18 protein-coding genes are annotated in these 21,125 nt (G+C 63.8%); 9 read left to right on the forward strand and 9 right to left on the reverse strand.

What is annotated here, in order from left to right; translation table 11 throughout:
• Window positions 1-204: 204 nt before the first annotated feature.
• Window positions 205-675 (forward strand): outer membrane lipoprotein, encoded by a 471-nt coding sequence (locus ACUN9Y_RS12695; RefSeq protein WP_445461077.1) that lies wholly within the window; start codon window positions 205-207, stop codon window positions 673-675.
• 254 nt (window positions 676-929) lie between these two features.
• On the opposite strand, the gene ACUN9Y_RS12700 is transcribed toward ACUN9Y_RS12695, so the two are convergent.
• Complete coding sequence (locus ACUN9Y_RS12700; RefSeq protein WP_445461078.1) at window positions 930-1,208, reverse strand: hypothetical protein; 279 nt, start codon at window positions 1,206-1,208, stop codon at window positions 930-932.
• A 224-nt stretch (window positions 1,209-1,432) separates the two neighbouring features.
• Between ACUN9Y_RS12700 and ACUN9Y_RS12705 the strand changes: the two genes are divergently transcribed.
• Window positions 1,433-1,915, forward strand: a complete 483-nt coding sequence (locus ACUN9Y_RS12705) for an FKBP-type peptidyl-prolyl cis-trans isomerase (RefSeq protein WP_445461079.1) — start codon at window positions 1,433-1,435, stop codon at window positions 1,913-1,915.
• A 632-nt stretch (window positions 1,916-2,547) separates the two neighbouring features.
• On the opposite strand, the gene ACUN9Y_RS12710 is transcribed toward ACUN9Y_RS12705, so the two are convergent.
• Together ACUN9Y_RS12710 and ACUN9Y_RS12715 are read right to left on the reverse strand one after the other, a co-directional pair.
• Window positions 2,548-3,201 carry a CDP-alcohol phosphatidyltransferase family protein gene (locus ACUN9Y_RS12710; RefSeq protein WP_445461080.1) on the reverse strand — a complete coding sequence of 218 codons (654 nt, stop codon included), beginning with the start codon at window positions 3,199-3,201 and terminating at the stop codon, window positions 2,548-2,550.
• A gap of 190 nt (window positions 3,202-3,391) precedes the next feature.
• Window positions 3,392-5,605, reverse strand: coding sequence for an FAD-dependent oxidoreductase (locus tag ACUN9Y_RS12715; protein WP_445461081.1), 2,214 nt, complete (start codon window positions 5,603-5,605; stop codon window positions 3,392-3,394).
• A 237-nt stretch (window positions 5,606-5,842) separates the two neighbouring features.
• On the opposite strand from ACUN9Y_RS12715, the gene msrA reads away from it, so the two are divergent.
• The gene (gene msrA / locus ACUN9Y_RS12720) at window positions 5,843-6,475 is read left to right on the forward strand and encodes a peptide-methionine (S)-S-oxide reductase MsrA (protein WP_445461082.1); all 633 of its coding nucleotides are present in this window, start codon (window positions 5,843-5,845) and stop codon (window positions 6,473-6,475) included.
• Window positions 6,476-6,806: 331 nt separating this feature from the next.
• On the opposite strand, the gene ACUN9Y_RS12725 is transcribed toward msrA, so the two are convergent.
• Window positions 6,807-8,009 (reverse strand): MFS transporter, encoded by a 1,203-nt coding sequence (locus ACUN9Y_RS12725; protein ID WP_445461083.1) that lies wholly within the window; start codon window positions 8,007-8,009, stop codon window positions 6,807-6,809.
• Window positions 8,010-8,095: 86 nt separating this feature from the next.
• On the opposite strand from ACUN9Y_RS12725, the gene ACUN9Y_RS12730 reads away from it, so the two are divergent.
• Window positions 8,096-8,983: a LysR family transcriptional regulator gene (locus ACUN9Y_RS12730; protein ID WP_445461084.1), complete on the forward strand. Its 888-nt coding sequence runs from the start codon at window positions 8,096-8,098 to the stop codon at window positions 8,981-8,983.
• A 237-nt stretch (window positions 8,984-9,220) separates the two neighbouring features.
• Here ACUN9Y_RS12730 and ACUN9Y_RS12735 read toward each other — a convergent pair whose 3' ends face one another.
• Both ACUN9Y_RS12735 and ACUN9Y_RS12740 read right to left on the reverse strand, forming a co-directional pair.
• Window positions 9,221-9,841 carry a C40 family peptidase gene (locus ACUN9Y_RS12735; RefSeq protein WP_445461085.1) on the reverse strand — a complete coding sequence of 207 codons (621 nt, stop codon included), beginning with the start codon at window positions 9,839-9,841 and terminating at the stop codon, window positions 9,221-9,223.
• Window positions 9,842-10,087: 246 nt separating this feature from the next.
• A complete protein-coding gene (locus ACUN9Y_RS12740; RefSeq protein WP_445461086.1) occupies window positions 10,088-12,544 on the reverse strand; it encodes a DUF1266 domain-containing protein in 2,457 nt (818 codons plus the stop codon).
• Window positions 12,545-12,799: 255 nt separating this feature from the next.
• Between ACUN9Y_RS12740 and ACUN9Y_RS12745 the strand changes: the two genes are divergently transcribed.
• The 3 genes from ACUN9Y_RS12745 to ACUN9Y_RS12755 all read left to right on the forward strand — a co-directional run bounded on the left by ACUN9Y_RS12745 (window position 12,800) and on the right by ACUN9Y_RS12755 (window position 17,328).
• Entirely contained in the window at window positions 12,800-14,257 is a 1,458-nt protein-coding gene (locus ACUN9Y_RS12745) for an NAD-dependent succinate-semialdehyde dehydrogenase (protein ID WP_445461087.1), read from the forward strand.
• 80 nt (window positions 14,258-14,337) lie between these two features.
• Window positions 14,338-15,627, forward strand: coding sequence for a 4-aminobutyrate--2-oxoglutarate transaminase (gene gabT / locus ACUN9Y_RS12750; RefSeq protein ID WP_445461088.1), 1,290 nt, complete (start codon window positions 14,338-14,340; stop codon window positions 15,625-15,627).
• A gap of 282 nt (window positions 15,628-15,909) precedes the next feature.
• Entirely contained in the window at window positions 15,910-17,328 is a 1,419-nt protein-coding gene (locus tag ACUN9Y_RS12755; RefSeq protein WP_445461089.1) for an amidase, read from the forward strand.
• 142 nt (window positions 17,329-17,470) lie between these two features.
• Here the strand turns inward: ACUN9Y_RS12755 and ACUN9Y_RS12760 are convergent, their stop codons facing one another.
• Window positions 17,471-17,713 carry a GlsB/YeaQ/YmgE family stress response membrane protein gene (locus ACUN9Y_RS12760; RefSeq protein ID WP_445461090.1) on the reverse strand — a complete coding sequence of 81 codons (243 nt, stop codon included), beginning with the start codon at window positions 17,711-17,713 and terminating at the stop codon, window positions 17,471-17,473.
• A gap of 116 nt (window positions 17,714-17,829) precedes the next feature.
• Window positions 17,830-18,378, reverse strand: a complete 549-nt coding sequence (locus ACUN9Y_RS12765) for a DUF924 family protein (protein ID WP_445461091.1) — start codon at window positions 18,376-18,378, stop codon at window positions 17,830-17,832.
• A gap of 97 nt (window positions 18,379-18,475) precedes the next feature.
• Here ACUN9Y_RS12765 and ACUN9Y_RS12770 point away from each other — a divergent pair, with 97 nt between their 5' ends.
• Window positions 18,476-18,694 carry a hypothetical protein gene (locus tag ACUN9Y_RS12770; RefSeq protein WP_445461092.1) on the forward strand — a complete coding sequence of 73 codons (219 nt, stop codon included), beginning with the start codon at window positions 18,476-18,478 and terminating at the stop codon, window positions 18,692-18,694.
• Between the two features lie 276 nt (window positions 18,695-18,970).
• Window positions 18,971-20,566, forward strand: a complete 1,596-nt coding sequence (locus tag ACUN9Y_RS12775) for a solute:sodium symporter family transporter (RefSeq protein ID WP_445461093.1) — start codon at window positions 18,971-18,973, stop codon at window positions 20,564-20,566.
• Between the two features lie 77 nt (window positions 20,567-20,643).
• Here the strand turns inward: ACUN9Y_RS12775 and ACUN9Y_RS12780 are convergent, their stop codons facing one another.
• Entirely contained in the window at window positions 20,644-21,078 is a 435-nt protein-coding gene (locus ACUN9Y_RS12780) for a cupin domain-containing protein (protein ID WP_445461094.1), read from the reverse strand.
• Window positions 21,079-21,125: the final 47 nt, after the last annotated feature.

A 21,125-nucleotide genomic window follows, 5' to 3' on the forward strand; every position in this document is an offset into this window, starting at 1 on the left:
TGCGGCTGTGAAAGCTTCTAAACTCGCAGTATCATATTGCCGAACAGCGTTTGCCAATCAGCAGTAGCAGACTCGACCACGCACGCATCAACGACGATCCGAGCACGAGTCAGACGCTCACACGACAACACCGCTAAAACGATCAAGCCGCCATTACGACCAGACCGATAGCGCGGCGCACCCAGTCATTCGAGGAGAACTCTCATGAAAGCAGGCATCCTTCCTGTCCTGGCACTCAGCATTCTGACCCTTGCCGGCTGCACGGCGACCAACAAGTATTCCGGCAACGTCTACTCCGGCAACCAGGCCCAAACCGCTCAGAACGTGCAGTTCGGTACCATCTCGGCGCTGCGTCAAGTCCAGATTCAAGGCGAAAGCAGTGCCAGCGGCATTCTCGGCACCGGCGGCGGCGCGATTATCGGTGGCCTGCTCGGCAATCAGGTCGGTGGTGGCTCGGGCCGCACCATCGCTACCGCCGCCGGCGCCATCGGCGGTGCCGTGGCCGGCAACCAGATCGAACAAGGCGTCAACCGGACGACCGCCTGGGAGATGGAAATTCGCAAGGACACCGGGCAGACCGTGGTGGTCGTGCAAAAGGCTGACCAGGCCTTCCAGGTTGGCCAACGCGTTCGCCTGATCGGCACTGGCTCACGGCTGAGCGTCGCGCCCTACTAAGCCTAGGCTCGGGCCTAGGTCCAAGCGTCGTGCGCGTCCACACCTGAGTCGTGCGCGTCCATACCTGAGTCGGGCGCGACCCAGCGACAGGCAACGCTGCCATCACGGCCTCTGGGCCGCCCGCGCAGACAGGCGGTCTGGTGCGGATGGAAACGACAACGCCCAGCGCGGATAGCGCTGGGCGTTGTCGTTGGTGCGGGTCCCATGGCAAGCCCTGGCCGTCCGGGGCTTACCCTTGCGGGTTCAGCGCAGGTTCAGTGCAGGTTGACCTTGCCCATCACCCAGCAGCCCAGCTTGCCGACGATCAGTGCCAACAGGCCGATCACCAGCAGCGTCATCAGCATATCGATAGGGGAAACGAAAAAGGTCGCGACCAGCACGGCCAGCGCCGGACACCAGATCCAGCGGTCGCCTTCGCTACGCAATACCGCCGGCAGAACGCGATCCAGGGCAGGCCCTGTGGACGATTCCCATCCCTTGATCATCAGGGCCAGGATGACGGCAAAGGCGATCAGCCAGATCAAAAGCATCATGTCGAACTCCAGTGAGACAGCGTTGAAGGATCATCAAAGTCAAAAGGTGGGAAGAGAGTATCCCCACCTCCCGTGGCACGCAACCGCCGAACAGAAGGCGGGAAGCGGCGTGAATCCTGCTCAGGATATGACCACAGAACCTGAAAAATGTCCCACGCCACTGACAGCCCATCGGCTACCACGTTACCATGCCCTCTTCACATGCACTCACCAAAGGTTTTTCAATGCAGATTGCGCAGAATTCCGTTGTCGCGTTCCACTACACCCTGACCAACGACGCAGGTGAAGTGCTGGACAGCTCGGAAGGCCGCGAGCCGCTGACGTACCTCCACGGCGCCGGTAACATCATTCCGGGTCTGGAAAAGGAACTCGAAGGCAAGGCTGCGGGCGACAAGGTCGAGGCCAAGGTAGCCCCCGCCGAAGGCTATGGCGAGCTTCAGGAGCAGCTGGTTCAGGAAGTGCCGCGTGATGCGTTCCAGGGCGTTGAAGGTATCGAGCCGGGCATGCAGTTCCAGGCGCAGACCGAAGGCGGCCCGCTGATGGTCACCGTGACCAAGGTCGAAGGTGACACGGTTACCGTCGATGGCAACCATCCGCTGGCCGGTCAGCACCTGAACTTCGACGTCGAAATCGCCGAAGTGCGGGAAGCCAGCCAGGAAGAAGTCGAGCACGGTCACGTGCACGGCGAAGGCGGCCACGAGCACTGAGCACACCGTTCTCGACTCCCGGGGTCTCCCCTGGGTCTGAACGGGGCGATTCGCTGACGCGACTCGCGCCGCTGGCGCCGGGTGCCAATCGTCACCGATGGACAGCCGCTCGGCGCATCCGAGCGCTCTCCGGCGCGATGGCGATAGCCGATAGCCGATAGCCGATAGCAAATTGGCCACATCGGCCCACGGTATCGCCCGGGCCTTGTTAAGCCAGCCATCTGGCTACAGTACTGCGGTTTTAAAGCACTGCGGTTTTGAAACACAGCGGTTTCGGTAAAAGGGCAGTCCAGGCTGCCCTTTTTCGTGCCCAAACCTCGGTTCACACCCTAAGGTCGTTCCGACCTCGGTGGTCGTGCCCCCAGGCTCTGCACTCCTGACACACCTCACGCCAGGCCAGCTCCAGTCCTGCTCCAGTCCTGCCCCGGCCTCGGCACGCCAGACACACCTCTCTCTCTGCAGGCTCACTCCAGGCCCGCCTCCGCGCCTACTCCGGCTTCGGTCTCGACACGCCAGACAGCGCGCCCCGGCCCCTGCCTGGTTCGTGTCAGTTGTGCCTGATAGACGTATCGCGCCCCGGCCCTCGCGCGCCGACAGGGACACCCGTGTCCCGGGCTTGGCCACGCACTCCCTCAGCCCTTCGTGTCTGGCGTACCGGACAGGCCGCCCGACGATAGCGCCTTCAGCGTATGGTATCCGCCCCACAGTCGCGTGGCTGTCGTGATCATGCAGGCAATGGCAAACACCAGCGCCAGCGCGGGGAACGCTCCCGGCCACACGCAAAAGACAACCAGGGCCACCACCGTTTCGGTGCCCTCCGTCAGCCCGTGAAGGTAATAGAAGGCCTTACGCTGAAAATGGGGGCGATTCAGATCGTGACGCGCCGCCATGATGGCAAAGGCCAGAAAGGAGGTGCCGGTGCCAATGAAGGCAAACAGCAGCACGGCGGCCGGCAAGGCATTGCGCTCGGGATCCGCGAGAGCAAACCCAAGCACCACGGCAGCATAGAAGACGAAATCCAGTCCGATGTCGAGAAAGCCACCGCTGTCGGTCGGCTGGCCGACGTGTCTCGCCAGCGCCCCGTCCAGACCATCCCCCGTCCGATTGAGCACGATCGCCACCAGCGCTAGCCAGTAGACCTCGAACGCCAGCAAGGGAAGCGCCAGGAGGCCGACAATAAAGGCCACCAGGGTGACGTGATCCGGCGTCACGCCACGACGGGCAAGGTGACGAGCGATGGCAGTGAGCGGCCGCTGCGTGAGCGGCATGGTCCAGCGATCAAGCATAAGGGTCCTGACAGTCAACGGATCGGATCACGGCCGACCCCGTCTACGCCCCAACCGAGCGTCCCTGTGGAATCAGGATCGGGGCCGGCCGGGGTCGGGGAAGCGCCAAGGAAAGCGTGAATGGAAGCGCACTACGCCAGCCGCGATACCCTGGCCTCGCCTCCGACACCTCGAAGCCAAGGGGCGTGGGTCAATCCCGCGGAACAGCCTGCTCGCCCCCCGCGCGGGGGGCCGCGTCTTCCACTGCGCCGCCGCGGCGCCAGGTGAAATAGCGCTCGAGCCAGCCGAGAACTCGCTCTGGCTTATGGGCATTTTTCCAGACTCCCGCCGTGGCTTTCACCGCTTCGGAATGAGTGGGATACGGATGAATGGTGCCCAATAGCTTGTTGAGTCCTATGCCCTGGGTCATGGCCAGCGTGAATTCCGCCAGCATCTCGCCGGCGCCGGTACCGATGATGGTCGCACCGAGTATGCGATCCTTGCCGGGCACCGTGAGCACCTTCACAAAGCCCGTAGTACTGCCTTCTGCGATTGCGCGGTCGAGCTCCGACAGCGAGTAGCGCGTCACCTCGACGGCAACGCCCTGCTCGCTTGCCTCACGCTCATTGAGGCCGACACGAGCCACCTCAGGCTCGGTGAAGGTCACCGCCGGCAGCGCACGGTAGCTCACCCGAAACCGCTTGAGCTCGCCAAACAGGGCATTGACCGTGGCATGCCACGCCTGATGAGCGCTGGCGTGGGTCAACTGGAACGGCCCGACCACATCGCCACAGGCCCAGACGTTGGGCAACACCGACTGCAGGCTGCCGTCGACGTCCAGGGTCCCGTTGCCTCGGGTATTCACGCCCAGCGCCTCCAGGCCCATGCCCTCGACGTTAGCCTGGCGCCCGACCGCCACCAGCAGCTGATCGAAGTCGAGGCTTTCGAGGCGTGCCTCACCATTCTGGGTGACCTCGACCTCGAGGCGATGGGCGCCATCCGTGCCACCGCCGGCGACCACCTTCAAGGCTCGCGTGGCAAGGCTCAGCACCACACCGCTCTCGCGCAGGCCCTCGGCGGCGAGCTCCGCCACATCCGGGTCTTCTCGGGGCAGCAATTGCTCACCCATCTCGACCAGGCTGACACGACTGCCCAGTCGCGAAAAGCTCTGCCCCAGCTCGCACCCGATCGGCCCGCCGCCAAGTACCACAAGGCGCCCGGGCAGCTCGGTCAACTGCCAGAGGTTATCCGAGGTCAGCACCTCGACATCGCCGATCCCCGGCAGCGGCGGCACCCGAGGCCGCGCCCCGCTGGCGATGATCACATGCCGCGTGGTGACAACGCGATCACCGATTCGGACCCGCCAAGGGTCTTCCAGGGTGGCGTCACCTTTAATGACATCCACCCCCAGCCCGCGATAGCGCTCCGGACTATCGTGGGGCTCCACCTCGGCAATTGCCCCATGGACGTGGCCCATGATCGCGGCGAAATCCACCCTCGGCTCGCCGGCACTTACGCCATAGCGCGGCGCCTGGCGAATGTCGTGGGCGGCCCGTGCAGCGCGGATCAACGCCTTGGACGGAACACACCCGGTATTCAGACAATCACCGCCCATCTTGTGGCGTTCTACCAGGGTGACCCGAGCCTTGACGGCCGCCGCGATGTAGCTGGCCACGAGCCCCGCGGAGCCGGCACCGATGACGACGATATCACGGTCGAAATGGCTCGGGCGTTCGAAGCGCTTGGCCAGCTGCCGACGTTTGACCACCCCGACCAGCCCCCGCGCAATCCACGGAAAAACGCCGATCAACACCAATGAAACCAGGAGCCCAGGCGACAGGATACCGCCGAGGGACTCGAGGGTGCCGAGTTCGCGGCCCGCGTTCACGAATACCGCGGTGCCTGGAAGCATGCCGAGCTGACTTACCCAGTAAAAAGTGCGCAGACGCATTCGGGTAAGCCCCATCACCAGGTTGATGACGAAGAAAGGAAAGACGGGCAACAGACGCAAGGTGAACAAGTAGAAGGGCCCTTCGCGATCGACGCCAGCGTTGATCCGGGCAAGCTGCGTGGAGAATCGACGCTCGAGCGTCTCGCGCAGCAGAGTACGAGCAAACAGGGCGGCCAGGGTGGCCCCCAGCGTGCTGGCGAAGGAGATCAGCACCAACCCAGACCAGAATCCGAATAGCGCCCCGCCTAGCAGAGTCAGCAACGCTGCGCCGGGTAGTGAAAGCGCTGCCATCGCGACGTAGAGGACGAAGAAGCCACCGGCCACCGTCCAGGGATCCTCCGCCAGCCAGCCCTGAAATTGCACCTGCTGTGCCTTGATATTATCCAGGGTGAAGGCGTCACTCGCACCACTGAGAAAGAACGCGGCGATCGCCGCCGCTATCACACCCAACAGGATCCATCGCCTGGTGCTCAATCTGACCTCCTTGACTCACGGATTGCACAGCTATGCAGAAATGCGTCGGCGCCAAGCCCTATGGGCACCTGACCAATGTTTCGAACGCCCGCTGTGTCGCCAGGCCGCCTCGTTCCTTACATTTGGCCGTGCCGAATCGGGACAATTCACTCAATTTATGTAAGGACGCCCCGAATGATGGAACATAACGACATGTTGACTCATCAAACTATCACCCGACCCTGACGGAGCGACAGCATGCGATTACGTTCATTCGCGCAATCCCCCCTCTTCTTCGGCCTCCTGGCTGGTATCGCCATACCCGCTGGCGGCGCGTCGGCCGACACCAGCAAGGCCGTCTTCGGCGGCGGCTGCTTCTGGTGCGTGGAAGAAGCCTTCGACAAGCTGGATGGCGTGATCGAAACCACGTCCGGATACACCGGAGGTGACACCGACGCCCCCACCTACGAATCCGTCAGCGCTGGCGGTACTGGGCACGTCGAAGTCGTCGAAGTCGCCTATGACACCGACAAGCTCGACTACAGCGACCTGCTCTACGTCTACTGGCGCAATATCGATCCCTTCGCCGTCAATCGTCAGTTCTGCGATGAAGGCTCACCCTATCGCAGCGCGCTCTTCCCGATGAACGACGACGAGCGCGCCCTGGCAGAATCCGCCAAGGCCGAGTTGGCCGAGCGTTTTGGCGAATCTATCGCCACTGAGATCAATAACTTCGACACCTTCTATGCCGCAGAAGACTACCACCAGGATTACTACAGCAAGAACCCGGTTCGGTACAATTTCTACAAGAACGCCTGTGGGCGCCCCGACAGACTCGAAGAAATCTGGGGCGATGAGGCCATGCCCCATGAGTCCCTCGCAGGGCCCTGAGCCCTGAGCCACGAGACCTGACCCACGAGACCTGAGCCACGAGACCTGAACCACAAGCGCTGAGGAGCAACATCAGGCCCAGGGAGCCACGCCAGGCGCCGCCCCCAGACCACGGCGACGCCCTTGGCCGCGACTCGGGCAAGCCCGCTCCCTGGGCGAGGTCTCTGTCCGGTCAAGGTCTCCGCTTCATAGCTCCGCTCGTCACCCGCCAAGCATGCCAGCGACGCCCCGTCCAAGGGCGTCGCTGGCGTGTTGTTGGTGCCACTATTCGGCGCGGTCAGCGATCGCGATAGCGGCATGCCCCAGGCCTCCCCTATCTATCGGCTCCGCTTCAGCCTGCTCCTTTCCCCTCGCGCCCTCTGCATCGCAGCCACCACAGCCTCAAGGCGATGAACAGGGTGGCCCCCAGCACCAGCACCGACGACAGCACCACCCCCGGCCATTGAGCCCAGCGCCAAAAGGGCTCCATCCAGGCCCCGCCGATGCTCGCACCCAGGTAATAGAACACCAGATACAGCGCCGTTGCGCTGCCTCTGGCCGTGGTTGCCTCGCGCCCTACCCAGCCCGACGCCGTGGCATGCGCGAGAAAGAAGCCGAAGGCGCTGACCGTCAGCCCGACCACGATGGCCGGAAGCGATGGGAGAAGCGTAATGGCGCTGCCGGTGACCATGATCACGACACCCAGCGCCATGCAACCAGGGGCCGTGGCGCGAGCCGCGACCCTGGCCGAAAGCGTGGAGCCGAGGGTGCCACCCAGATAGGTCAAGAACAGCAGACCCAGCCATCGCGGCCCCAGGGAAAACGGCGCCTCGGCAAGACGGAACGTGATGTAGCTGTACTGGTTGATGAACACCAGAAAGTTCAGGCCCCCGAACAGGTAAGCAAGACGCAGCGACGGATGGCCCAGGTGCCCGGCGATGCCTCCCAGGGCCCGGCGCAGATCGAAGGCCTGGGGCTCGAAGGTGCGAGCGACAGGAAGAAGACGCCAGAAGATGGCCACCCCGACAAGTGTCAGCGCGCCGATGACCAGAAAGCTGACCGACAGGCCCTGCCACTCACCGATGGCGCCGCCGATCACCCGACCGCCGATACCGCCCAGCGTATTGGCCGCGATGTACAGTCCCACGGCCGGCGCCATCGCCTCCGGCTCGAACTCATCGCCCATCCAGGCAATCGCCACGGCGGGAAGTCCGCCCAGCACCAGGCCCTGCACCCCGCGCAACACCAGCAGACTATCCATCGAGGGCGCCCACGCCAGTGCCAGCGTCATGGCAGCCACCAGGAGCAGCGACCAGCGCATGAGCGGACCGCGCCCGATAGCATCCGACAGTGGGCCGTAGATCAGCAGCGAAAACGCCAGCGCCAGGGTCGCGACCGACATGGCCAGACTGGCAACCAGGGTCGAAACGCCATACAGCGTGCGCATCTCTGGCAGCAACGGCTGCACGGCATAAAGGTTGATGAACACCAGCATGGAGCCCAGGCACAGAGCCAACGTAGCTCTCCACCAGGCGGTTGTCTTGGCTTTGATCATGGTCGACTCCTTGGCCTTCCCCATCATCCATGCTTCACTTCGATCATCACAACAGAAGAATATGATCCACAAGATCGGTTTTACTTATGCCTCTAGCCTTTGACCTGCGCTCCTTAACGGTTTTCGTCGCCGTGGTTGACCAGGGCGGGTTCAGCGCCGCCGCCCGCTCTCTTCACGTCGCCCAGTCAGCCGTCAGCCAGACGATCGCGACCCTGGAACGGCGCCTGGAGACACCACTGTTCCACCGCCAAGAGCGTCGTACCGAACTGACGCCAGAGGCTTGCGTCCTTCTGACCCACGCTCGCCAACTGCTCGAGCAAGCGGAAGCCGCCCACTTGGCCATGCAAGAACTCAAGGGCATGGCCAAGGGCGAGGTTCGCATCGGTATCCCCTCCATGCTCGGCTCTTACTACCTGCCACCGCTATTGATGGGCTTCAAGTCCCGCTACCCCGGCATTCGCCTGACGGTCGTCGAGGCTGGTGCCCGTCGCCTGCAGCAGATGATCGATGACCGCGAGCTCGATCTCGGCGTGATCATCGATGACGCCAGCGCCAGTGCCCTGGAGCGACGCCACCTGATTCGGGAAGAGATGGTCGTCTGCGTGTCCAGCGACCACCCTTTCGCCCATTGCGAAAGCGTGACGCCAGAAGCCTTCTTCGACGAACCGCTGGTGCTGTTCCAGGACGGCTACTTTCATCGCGAATTCGTCGAAAGTCTGGCCCGCCAACTCGGCAAGGAGCCGAATCTGGCCTTCCAGTCCAATCTCATCCCACTGACCAAGTCCATCGTGCGCCAGGGATTCGGCATCACCACCTTTCTGCGCCGAGTCATCGACGAACCGGAGTTGGTCGCGGTGCCGTTCTCTCCGCCGACCTGGCTCACCCTGGCACTGGCCTGGCGGCCGGAACGCTATCTCTCTCGCGCCGCTCGCGCCTTCATCGACTATGCCGGCGAGCAGCGAGATGCCCTCTAGCGCGCTGTCGCCTAGCCGTCTCGGCGCCACGTACCAGACCGTCCTGACCGTGCACAGCACCCTGGGCATCGCGGCGGCCGACAGCTGGCAACGACACGCAGCAACGGTAATGCAGGCCCATACAACAATGGCCGCCCTTGCGGGGCGGCCATTGTTGAACCATCTGCACTACCGAGCCACCTGGGGCACTCGATGACATCGGCGGGTAAGGATACCCGTCGCGACGACGACTACCCTTTACCCGTCGGTAAAGGCGAACTGGCGCATCGCCAGATCCGTCGACGCCATCGGGCGACGAGCCTGCCAGTAGTAGCGAGACCAGTAGCTGTTGCTGAGCTTGGAAATCATGACCCCACGCGATGACGAAGCATGAAGAAAACGCCCCTCACCCACATAGATCCCCACGTGACGATAGGAACCGGGCGGCCGGAAGAACACCAGATCGCCGGCGCTCAACTCGCCCTTGGCGATGGGCACGCCGGCATGCACCTGGCTGCCCGTGGTACGTGGCAGATCAACCTGAAACGCTTCATTGAAGATGTTCTGGACCAATGCCGAGCAGTCGACGCCACTGAAGCTGGTGCCCCCGAGACGATAAGGCGTACCGGCCCAGCGATCGTGCTCGGCGAGCAGCGCGCGTCGGATATCACCGGTGGGGTTGGTCAGGAAATTGTCGTCCTGGGCCAGGGGGTTGTTCACGGGAGACATTCGTCCCGCGGCTCGCTCGGCGAGGCTTGGCATATCACGCGAAAAATACTCGTTATCGGCGACATCTCGCTGGCCGCTGGCGGCGCACCCTGTCAATAAACCGAGCGCAATCAACACCGTGGCAGCACGGCAGGTCTGTGCGACACTCATGTAACGGAAACCTCATTCCCTGAGCCAGGCCATGCCGCGAGAAGGCTTCCCGGCCGGCGCCTGAGAGTCGCTGTGGAAGTGAATACGACCCATGGTCGTGTGTCACTACCAAAGCGGCCCACGGCTCGCTAATTGGCAACTGGGCCTCCTCCACGTGGAGGCCTTCTTGAGTTATCAAGACGATACTAGCCAAATTCTGCCGGATTGACGATAGCTCATCTCAATTTTTTGGGCGTTAGATGCCGATCAGTGCAAAGTCCTGCCATCTCCCGGCAGAGTATCGATATGCAAGGGGGCCCAGTGCCTCGGTCGCGCACCGGGAAAATCCAGGCTTGCCCAACTGCCGGCAAGCGGCGGCGCACCGGAAAGCCAAGCGACCAAAGATTGACGAAAACCGGCAAGAAAGGCTTCTCTTTCCGGCGTTTCGCCCATGAAGAAGGAAAAACCGGCATAAAGCCCCTGCGCATAATCCTGCCACCCTGCGTAGTGCTCGGCCGCCAGCCCGTAGGCCTGTTCGAGCATGGCGACAAAGTCCTCCGCAGCGAGCCAGCCGAGTTGGCGTCCGGCGATGGCCAGGTCGACCGCCTGAGCCACGTCCCAGGCGCACATGTCCAGGTCGTTGCAGCCGTCTTCGTTGTCACGCACGCGGATCAGGCGCTCCAGGTGATTACGCTCCTCCTCGTTACAGTCCCCCGACTCGAGCGTGGCGATCTCCGAGTTGAGGCGCCCGGCATTGAGGGTGTAGGGAGCGTAGTTGATCTGATACTCCTGACGATCGCCTGCCTCCAGCAGGAAGCGCAGGAAGTCGATGAGCTCCGTCGCCGAATGCAGCCCATAGTGGCCATCGATCCAGTCACGGATGGAAGCCGCTTCGCGGTCACTCTCCGGGCACGGCATGCTCCAGGCCGGACTGTTGAGCGGCCCCACCAGAGAGAGGGCGGTGAAATGGGTAAGGCTCGGCCGCTCACCCGGCTCGTTCCAGGTCGCACTGCTCCAGCTCAGCCAGTGGAAGATGCTACCCGGATCGTCGATGTGCCAACGGACTTCCAACGACAGCGGTGGCTGGTCGGGCTCCGGAAGTAGCCCGTCCCAGGTCGCCCAGGACTCGAGCAGACGACGCGGCCCGTTGTAGAAACGGCACAACACATCCCGCAGCGACGCGCCCATGGTCGCCAGCTGTCCGGCATCGAACTGCTCGCTATCCATCGCCATCTGCAGATAAAAGGCGTACTTCTCGGCCATATGGACGGTGGCGGAGTGTCGCGTGGCAGCGGCGATCGAATCACGTGTCGCGACGTCGGCACCCGGTGCCTCACCGAAGGCGCAGGCCGCTGGCGGCAGCGCCTTGTGCACGGCATCGGCGGCCAGCTGATTCAAGTGATGTGCCTGGGCCGGTAACCAGTAGCGCACCAGCGCATGCGCGCCCTCATCGGCGTACAATTCGAGGCTCTCGATCAGGTACTGCTGGGCTTCGTGCATTCGCGCCTCGGCCAACGACGGTAGCGGCCCCTGTCGAGTCGCGAGCTCCGGCTCGCGCACAGCGGCCAGTGCCAGCACCCAGTGACGTGGATCGGCCCGCCAGTCACGTGCCATCTGGCGAGATGCGACCAACACCTCATCGCTCAATAGCTCGCGAAGCGGGAGACGCCAGGGACTGACAGGGGATGACATCAGCAGTCGCCAGTCGACCACATGCGTCGGCAGATGATCCTTACCCTCAAACAGACTCCGGCCACGCTGGTAAGAGCGGGAAAGCGCACTCCAGTCGCTGTAGCGTCGCAGTATCAGGTCGCCGGCGTGACACGCCAGCAAGCTGGCTTCTTGGGCGTCGAACCAGCCAGCACAGGCGCCGGCCCACGCCAGATCCACCGCGCGCAGCCAATCCCACGCGGCCCATTCCAGCGGCTCGCCCTGATCGACGTATCGGCATAGTACTCGCCCATAGGGGCGTTCCTGGGCGCCAAGGCCTTCGCACCACGCGTGCCTTTCGGCGGCGGGAAGCTGCATGAGCCGCGCCGCATCGATGTCCCACCCCTGGCGATCCCCCTGACTGGTCAGCCACAGCACCGAACGAACCAGGTCATCGCGACCATGGACCTGCCACCCCTCGGCGAGCCAGGCTTCCACGCCATTCCAGTCGTCCGGGCCCGCTGGGCACGCCAACACCGGCGCGAAGGCCGCACGCAAACGCCAGACCCGCGCCAGAGGCGCGTCCGGCCATAAGTCGGCGCGCTTTTCCTTGCTCAGGCTCTGACCCAGCAGGGCCCAGGTAACGCCATCACCGTCGGCATCGAGCTTGGACAGCGCCTGGCAGGCCTCCAGCAGCCCGTCATCGCCCTGCAACCAACCAGACGCACTACGCGACGCACACAGCGCCTCCAGCCAAGCATCCAGGTCATCGTAGCGAGTGTGGATCTCGGCGATCAACGACACCGCCCAGAGCCGAGTGTGATCACCCTCCAGCCACCCGGCAGCCCCGGCCAGTGCGACCAGTTCAAGCCCTGCCAGCAACTGTGCCGCACTCGCGTCGCTGTCGGCGCGATGCTCGAGCAGGCGCCAGCCAAGCTCGCCGCGATCGACGACCTCGAGCGCCGACAGGCGCTCCCGAGCCGCCTCTTCAGGCAGCATCAAGGGGTCGGGCATGAAAGCCCAGTCGCACAGCACCAGTTGCTGGGCCCACCAGGCGTTAACGGGATCTACCAAGGCTCACCTCACCATGAGAGGGAAACGGCAACGCTCCCGGCCGGCCAAGGCCTAGTGGAGTGCTGCGGGAATAGGGCGACACAGTGTAGCGGAAAGCGTCCGCCGAGCCGATGCCTCTGGTCCAAACCATCACAGAAATTGCCTCGCGGAAATTTTTTCGAGGCATGTCTTGGACGGATGTTCGAAATAATGCACACTCGTCAAACATGACATGGCAGCCCTGCCTCTCGCATCCCCGTTTCGGAGCCCTTCTTCATGTCCACTCTTCCGCCTAGCTATCGGGACCTGATCATCGACAAGGCCTACTTCGGTGGCCGTTGGCATGACGCCGAGCGTCGTTTCGCCGTGACCGACCCCGCCACCGGCGAGACCCTGGCCGAGGTGCCGGACCTGGACGCGGACGCCGTGCGCGAAGCCATCGCCGCCGCCGACGACGCCTGGCCCGCCTGGAAACGCAAGACCGCCAAGGAGCGCTCGACCCTGCTGCGCGCCTGGTTCGAGGCGATCATGGCCCACCAGGCCCCCCTGGCCGAGCTGATGACTCGAGAGCAGGGCAAGCCGTTGGCCGAGGCCAAGGGCGAAGTCGCCTACGGCGCCGCCTTCGTCGAGTACTACGCCGAAGAAGCCAAGCGGGTTGCCGGCGAGACCCTGCCCGGCCACGGACCGGACAAGCGCATCCTGGTGTTTCGCGAGCCGATCGGGGTCGTCGCCGCGATCACCCCCTGGAACTTCCCGCTGGCGATGATTACCCGCAAATGCGCCCCGGCCATGGCCGCCGGCTGCACGGTGGTGGTCAAGCCCGCCGAAGCCACCCCCCTGACCGCCCTGGCGCTGGCCAAGCTGGCCGAAGACGTCGGCATTCCTGCCGGCGTACTCAACGTGGTGACCTCGAGCTCGCCGCGCGAGGTCGGCCCGGTCCTCACCGGCGACCCGCGGGTACGCAAGGTGTCGTTCACCGGTTCCACCCCGGTGGGCAAGATCCTGCTGGCCCAGTGCGCCGCCACCGTCAAGAAGGCGTCCATGGAGCTTGGCGGCAACGCTCCCTTTATCGTTTTCGATGATGCGGACCTGGACGCTGCGGTCGAAGGCGCGATTGCCTCCAAGTATCGTAATTCTGGTCAGACCTGCGTCTGCACCAACCGCTTCCTGGTCCAGGACGGTGTCTACGACGCCTTCGTCGACAAGCTGGCCAAACGCGTGACCGAGCTCAAGGTCGGCAACGGCCTCGGAGAAGGCGTCTTGCAGGGGCCACTGATCAACTCCGCCGCCGTCGACAAGGTCCAGTCACATATCGCCGACGCCGTCGCCAAGGGCGCCTCTCTGCTGTGCGGTGGCAAGCCCCATGAACTCGGCGGCACCTTCTTCGAGCCAACGGTGCTGCGTGACGTCACCGGCGAGATGCGCGTGGCCAAGGAGGAGACCTTCGGGCCTCTGGCCCCGGTCTTTCGCTTTCACACCGACGATGAAGCCATCGCCATGGCCAACGACACCGAATTCGGCCTGGCAGCCTACTTCTATGCCAACGACTACCGTCGCATCTGGCACACCATGGAAGGACTCGAGTACGGCATGGTCGCGGTGAACGAGGGCATCCTGTCCACCGAACTCGCTCCCTTCGGTGGTGTCAAGGAGTCAGGGCTCGGCCGCGAGGGATCGCGTCACGGTCTCGATGAGTACACCGAGCTGAAATACGCCTGTGTGGGCGGTCTGTAAGACGATCTCGGGGCTCACCAGGCAGAGCCGCCGATCAACCTCTACGCTAACGAGTTACCCCCGATAAAAGGAGACGCGTCATGACCAACGCCGAACTGAACCAGCTCAAGGAACGCTACGTCGCCAAGGGTGCCGCAAGCCCCGCCACGGCCTTCGCCGAGCGTGCCGAGAATTCCCTGATCTGGGACGCCGACGGCAACCGCTTCATCGACTTCGCAGGCGGCATCGGCGTCCTCAACATCGGCCACTGCCACCCCAAGGTCGTCCAGGCGGTCAAGGACCAGCTCGACAAGGTCATGCACACCTGCCAGACCGTCATGCCCTATGAAGGCTACGTGAAGGTCGCCGAGCAGTTGGCCAAGATCTCACCGGTGCGCGGCGATGCCAAGGTAATGCTGGCAAACTCAGGCGCCGAGGCGCTCGAGAATGCGGTCAAGATCGCCCGCGCCGCCACCGGTCGCAACAACGTCATCTGTTTCGACGGCGGCTACCACGGGCGCACCTTCATGACCATGGCCATGAACGGCAAGGTCGCCCCCTACGCCACCGACTTCGGCACCATGCCCGGCAACGTGTTCCGTGCACCCTACCCGGTGCCCGAGCACGGCGTCACCGAGGAAGAGGCCATTCGTCGCCTGAAGATGGTGATGAAGACCGACGCCAACCCCAAGGACACCGCCGCCATCGTGCTGGAGCCGGTGCTTGGCGAGGGCGGGTTCTACGCCGCGCCGCATAGCTTCCTCAAGAAGCTACGCGAGATCTGCGACGAACACGGCATGCTGCTGATCGTCGACGAAGTCCAGAGCGGTTTCGGCCGTACCGGCAAGATGTTCGCCATCGAACACAGCGGCGTCGAGCCGGACATGATGACCATGGCCAAGAGCATGGCCGCCGGCATGCCGATCTCCGCCGTGGTCGGCACCGACAAGCACATGGATGCGTCTGGCGGCAACTCGCTGGGCGGCACCTACACCGGCAGCCCGGTGTCCTGCGCTGCGACCCTGGCCGTGCTCGAGGTATTCGAGGACGACAATATCCTGGCCAGGAGCCAGGCGCTGGGTGACAAGCTGGCCAAGCGTTTCGCCCAGTGGGAAAGCGATTTCGACGCCGTCGTCCATCCGCGCAACCTGGGTGCCATGGCCGCCTTCGAGCTCAACGACGCCAACGGCGAACCGGCCCCGCAGCTGGCCGCGGATCTGTGCAAGAAGGCTCGTGAGCAGGGCCTGATCCTGCTGTCCTGTGGCATGTTCGGTAACACCATCCGCTTCCTCATGCCGGTGACCATCGAAGACGAGATCCTCGAGGAAGGCCTGGCCATCGTCGAGAAGAACCTGAAGGCGCTGGTCGGCAGCGCTGCCGCTACCGCCTGATAGCGAAGCCCGCGACGACCTTGCAACGGGCCTCGGCAATGCCTGTCGCAGGCACCTCAGCCCGTCACAAGCGCCGGACCCAAGCGCCACCGTTTTTCGGTGGCGCTTTTTTGGTTCGTCGCGCCTGACGTCACCACCTCCGCGGCAACACCGAGTGACCGTGACGCCTCACGCCAACGGCACCCGGCGTGACGCGCCGCAACCCGGCGAGCCCTCCTGGCCGAACCGTGCCGATTCGCGCTAGGGTGGTGCCATCACTCACGCGGGATGTGCGAGGACGTCATGAGCGACAGCGAACTGGGACAGATGGGCGTGTCCGCCCTGAGTCAATGCTACCGCAAGGGCGATGTAAGCCCCCTGGACGCTACCCGGGCGGCCCTCGAGCGAATCGAGCACTACAACGATGCGGTCAACGCCTACACCTACGTCGATGCCGGTGGCGCCGAAGACGCCGCCAAGGCGTCCGCCCGGCGTTGGGGACAGGGTAAGCCGCTCGGCCCCCTCGATGGCATACCCGTCTCGCTGAAGGATCTGACCGACGTCGCCGGCATGCCCACCTCCCATGGCTCTCTACTGAGCTCCACCAAGCCGTGCACCACCGATGCGCCGCCGGCCCAACGACTGCGCGAAGCCGGTGCCATCTTGCTCGGCAAGACCAACACGCCGGAAGACGGCTGGAAGGCGGTCACCGACAACCTGGTCGTCGGCGCCTCGCGCAACCCCTGGGACACCCGGCTGACCACCGGCGGCTCATCAGGCGGGGCGGCGGCGGCGGCGGCACTGAACATGGGTGTGCTCCACCAGGGCGGCGATTCCGGCGGGTCGATCCGCATCCCCGCCGCGTTCTGCGGTGTCTTCGGCTTCAAGCCGACCTTCGGCTGGACGCCCCAGTGGCCCCCTGCCGAGGAACCGACACTGTCCCATATTGGCCCGATCACCCGCAGCGTTGAAGATGCCGTGGCCATGCTCAATGTGATCGGTCGCTATGACTACATCGATCCCTACGCCACCCGCGGCCAACCCGAGGACTGGGGCCAGGACCTGGACCAGGGCGTCGAGGGGCTGCGTATCGCCTTCTCACCGACCCTTGGCTTTGCCGACGTGGATCCCCAGGTCGCGACTCGGGTCCGCGAAGCCGCCGACCGGCTGGCGGATCTTGGCGCAGAGGTGATCGAGATCGACCCCGAGATCACCTCACCGCTGTGGATCTTTCAGCGCCTGTGGTTCACCGCCTCGCTCGAGATGGTGTCACAACTGTCCGAAGCCGACCGCGCCAGGCTCGACCCGGGGCTCTACGAAAACGCCATGCGCGCCGAGGACTGGCATGCCATCGACCTGTTTCGCGCCCAGTCCGCGCGCGCCAAACTGACCATGCACCTCGAACGCTTCAATCAGCACTATCACCTGTTGATGACACCATCGGTTCCGATCGAGCCGTTCGAAGCCAATCATCAGGTGCCACCAGGCAGCGATATGCGCGATTGGGAAGAGTGGGCCCCCTTCTCCTATCCGTTCAACTTGAGCCAGCAACCCGCCGCCTCGGTGCCCTGCGGATTCACCGACAATGGACTCCCGGTGGGCTTTCAGATTGCCGGTGGCAAGTTCGATGATATCCGGGTGCTACGAGCGAGCCATGCTTACCTCAAGGCCCACCCGCCGCGCTTTCCATTGCTGCCCGATCCCACCCGCACCGGCGGCTGAGCGACCGCCTGCGACACGCGTCGCGCCGGTGCCTGACCCGCCCCCCAGACCAAAACGCCAGACGCCCGATGCGTGGCATCGGGCGTCTGGCGTTCTAGTGCAGCGCTAAACCCTCAGCGCTATCCGCTGCGGCCGAGGCCGGTCAGGCCTTGCGCACCTTGGCGATGATCCAGAGCAGCACCACCGCTCCGACGACCGCCGTGACCAGCGACCCGATGAAGCCGCCGGAAGCCAGGCCAAGCAAGCTGAACAAGAAGCCACCGATCACCGAACCGACGATGCCGACGCCGATATTGCCCAACACGCCGAAGCCGCCGCCGCGCATGATGTTGCCGGCGATCCAGCCCGCCAGGCCACCGATGATTAACCAGGCAATGAAACTCATGAGACGCTCCTTATGTCTACGGTTTGCCATGAGCTCCGTCCGTCCCGTGAGACGGCCCGGAGACCCGAGGTCCTAGTATCGGCACCTCCTGATACACACAATGAGGCTAAAAGCGCTCAGAAGGAAGACCCCGGCCGCGACAGAAACGCTTGCTCGTCCTCACTCGACGTCCTGCCAAGCAAGGCGTTGCGATGCGGATAGCGACCAAACTTCAGCAGAATCTCTCGGTGGCGATGCTCGAATCGCAGGTTCTCCTCGAGGCCTGGCTGATCGAACAGCCTCAGCGCTTCCTCGTGCACCACCAGGGACTCACTGTGCATATAGGGCATGTACAAGAACGCTCGCCACGGCACGTCGAGTATCCGGTCGGCCCCTTGAGCCACGGCCTCCTGGGCCAGGATCAAGGCTTGGCTATCGTGGGCAAAGGCCGCTGCACTATCCCGATGAATGTTGCGCGGAAACTGATCCAACACCAGCACCTCGGCGAGACGCCCGCGCGCCGAAGTCCGCCAGTGCCACAGCTCTCCGGCGGCGGCGGCCTCAAGCGTCGGACCGAATTGGTCGGCGATGGCACCATCGAGCGCGGCGTCCTTGACGAACCACTGATGCGGCGTCAGTTGGGTGAACCAGAAGTCGATGACGTTCTCGGGTCGCATGCTGGGCATGGGCGTGGCATCCTCCGCATCAAATGTCGCCGTCCCACGGCGATCCGGGTAACCGGGGCACGCCAGTTCGGCCCCGCGCCTTGGCCAAGGATCTTCCATGACCTCGTTCGAAGTGCTGCAATCCGTATCGGTGATCTTTCACCTGGCCGGTCTCGCCGTCTGTCTGGCCGGGCTCGGCCTGGCGCGACGCCCCCAGCGACGCTGGATCGGGCGCAGCCTGGCCCTGCTAGGGTTCATCATCGCGGCAACACCGACGTTGCTGCAACTCCTGGGAGTGATCGAACCTGTGCCGATGTCGTCACTACCGCCGGCCTAGCGGCTACGACAAAAGGCGTATGGCATCCCCCATTCAAGTCCCTAAACTCGCCTTGATGTCGTTTTAAAACAAATTCGCCCATCAACTTAATCCATTAAGATGCGCTAGTCCGGCGCCGGGTACGTAAGTTTCGATACTTCTTGCTCACGGCGACGCTGCCGGAGTGGCGGTTGCGTGGACGCGGGCGTGGCCCGACGTCCCCAGCAGCACCTACGCTGACAGAAGCCTCGTGGCCCCCGAGCCGATCCCGGTACCTGAGACTGCAAGGAAGACACCATGCCCCTACTCACCTTCGCGTCCTTCCTGTTCTTTACCGGGTTGGTCGCCTTCATCACCTGGCGCATCACGCGCCGCGATGATCACTCCAGCACCAGCGGCTTCTTCCTCGCTGGGCGTAGCCTGACCTTTCCGCTGATCGCGGGCTCGTTGTTGATGACCAATCTATCGACGGAGCAGATGGTCGGCCTCAACGGCTCGGCCTTCACCGATGGCCTGAGCGTCATGGCCTGGGAGGTGGTCGCCGTCATCGCCCTGGTCGCTCTCGCCCTGTTCTTCCTGCCGCGCTTTCTCAGGAGTGGCATCGCGACGCTGCCACAGCTGCTCGAGATTCGTTTCGACAAGGGCACCCAACTGATCTGTAACGTGATCTTCCTGATCGCCTACGCCATCATCCTGTTGCCGATCATTCTTTACTCCGGCGCCATCGGCCTGCAGGGCATGCTCGATCTTTCCGGACTGACCGGTATCGAATCCAGCACCACCCTGCTGTGGCTGACCGTCTGGATCGTCGGCATCATCGGCTCCGTCTACGCGCTATTCGGCGGTCTGCGTACCGTCGCCGTCTCCGATACCCTGAACGGGGTCGGCCTGCTGATCGGCGGCTTCGTGATCGTCTACTTTGGCCTGCAGGCCGTCAGCGACAGTGGCGGCGTCATGGCCGGCTGGGACATCTTGAAGGCGTCGAACCCCGAGAAGATGAACTCCATCGGCGGCGCCGACCAGCAGGTGCCCTTCTTCACCCTGTTCACCGGGGTATTCTTGATCAACGTCTTCTACTGGACCACCAACCAGCAGATCATTCAGCGTACCTTCGCCGCCAAGACCCTGGCCGAAGGCCAGAAAGGCGTGTTGCTGACCGGCTTCTTCAAGCTGTTGGGCCCGCTCTATCTGGTGCTGCCCGGCATCATCGCCTACCACCTCTATGCCGATCAGGGCATCAAGGCCGACGCCGCCTACGGCCACCTGGTCTTCAATGTGCTGCCGGCACCGCTGACCGGCTTCTTCGCCGCGGTGATGGTCGGTGCCATTCTGTCGTCGTTCAACTCGGCGCTGAATTCCACCACCACCCTGTTCAGCCTTGGGCTGTACAAGGGCGTGCTGAAGAAGGACGCAACGGAAGCCGAGGTGGTGCGCTCGAGTCAGGTGTTCGGCTGGATCATGGCCGTTTCCGCCATGACCATCGCACCTCTGCTGGCCGGCCAGGAAAGCCTGTTCGGCTACCTGCAGGCGATGAACGCCATCTACTTCATCCCGATTCTCGCCGTGGTCGTGGTCGGCCTCACCACCAAGCGGGTGCCGCCCATGGCCGCCAAGGTCGCCCTGGTCGGTGGCTGTCTGGCCATCTTCGCCGGCTACTTCATTCCGCCGTTCAACAAGATTCCCGACGCCATCAGCAACTTCCACTTCGTGGCATTGGTCTTCGTGCTGCTGGTGGGCATCATGCTGGTGATCGGCAAGCTGCGCCCGCGCGCCGACGACTGGGTGCAGGAAGACGCTGGCGCCGTGGACCTGACGCCGTGGAAAGGCGCCGTGCCGTCGGGCATCGTGCTGATCGTGCTGGTCATCGCGATCTACCTGGCCTTCGCCGGCTAAGCTCAGCCGCGCAAGGCCGACCGTCGACTCGCCACCATCACGCCCGGCCTAGGCCGGGCGTGATGGCCTCGCCGCCCCTATTCGGGCATTTCCACGAGTGCCTGCTGTTCTGCGTCCGAGACGAAGATGGCCAACATCTTGGCAGGCTGCGTGTCACTGGCGTTCTCGCTCACCTCGTGGGAGGCGCCGGGACGCTCGGTCCAGCTTTCACCGACGCCATAGACCGTCATCTCGCCGTCTACCTGGCTCCGGATCGAGCCTTCCAGCACATAGCCGATGACGAAGGCGTCACCATGCCGATGGGGCGGTGTCGACGCCCCCGGCGGGTACTCGACCGAGAGGCTGGTGACAACTTTCCCCGGCATCGTCGGGATGGCATAGCGAAATTCCTCTTTGACCGTCTCCCTCGACGCCTCTTCCGACGCATCCGCGACGCTCTCATGCGCCAGGCAAGGCGGTGCAGCGGCGATAAGAGCGACCAGTGACAGCGCCATCGATGGTAGTTTCTTCATTACGAACTCCTTCACGAGAACACGACAGGCGGCATTGGCCCACGCAT

This window comes from Halomonas sp. V046, from assembly GCF_052645355.1.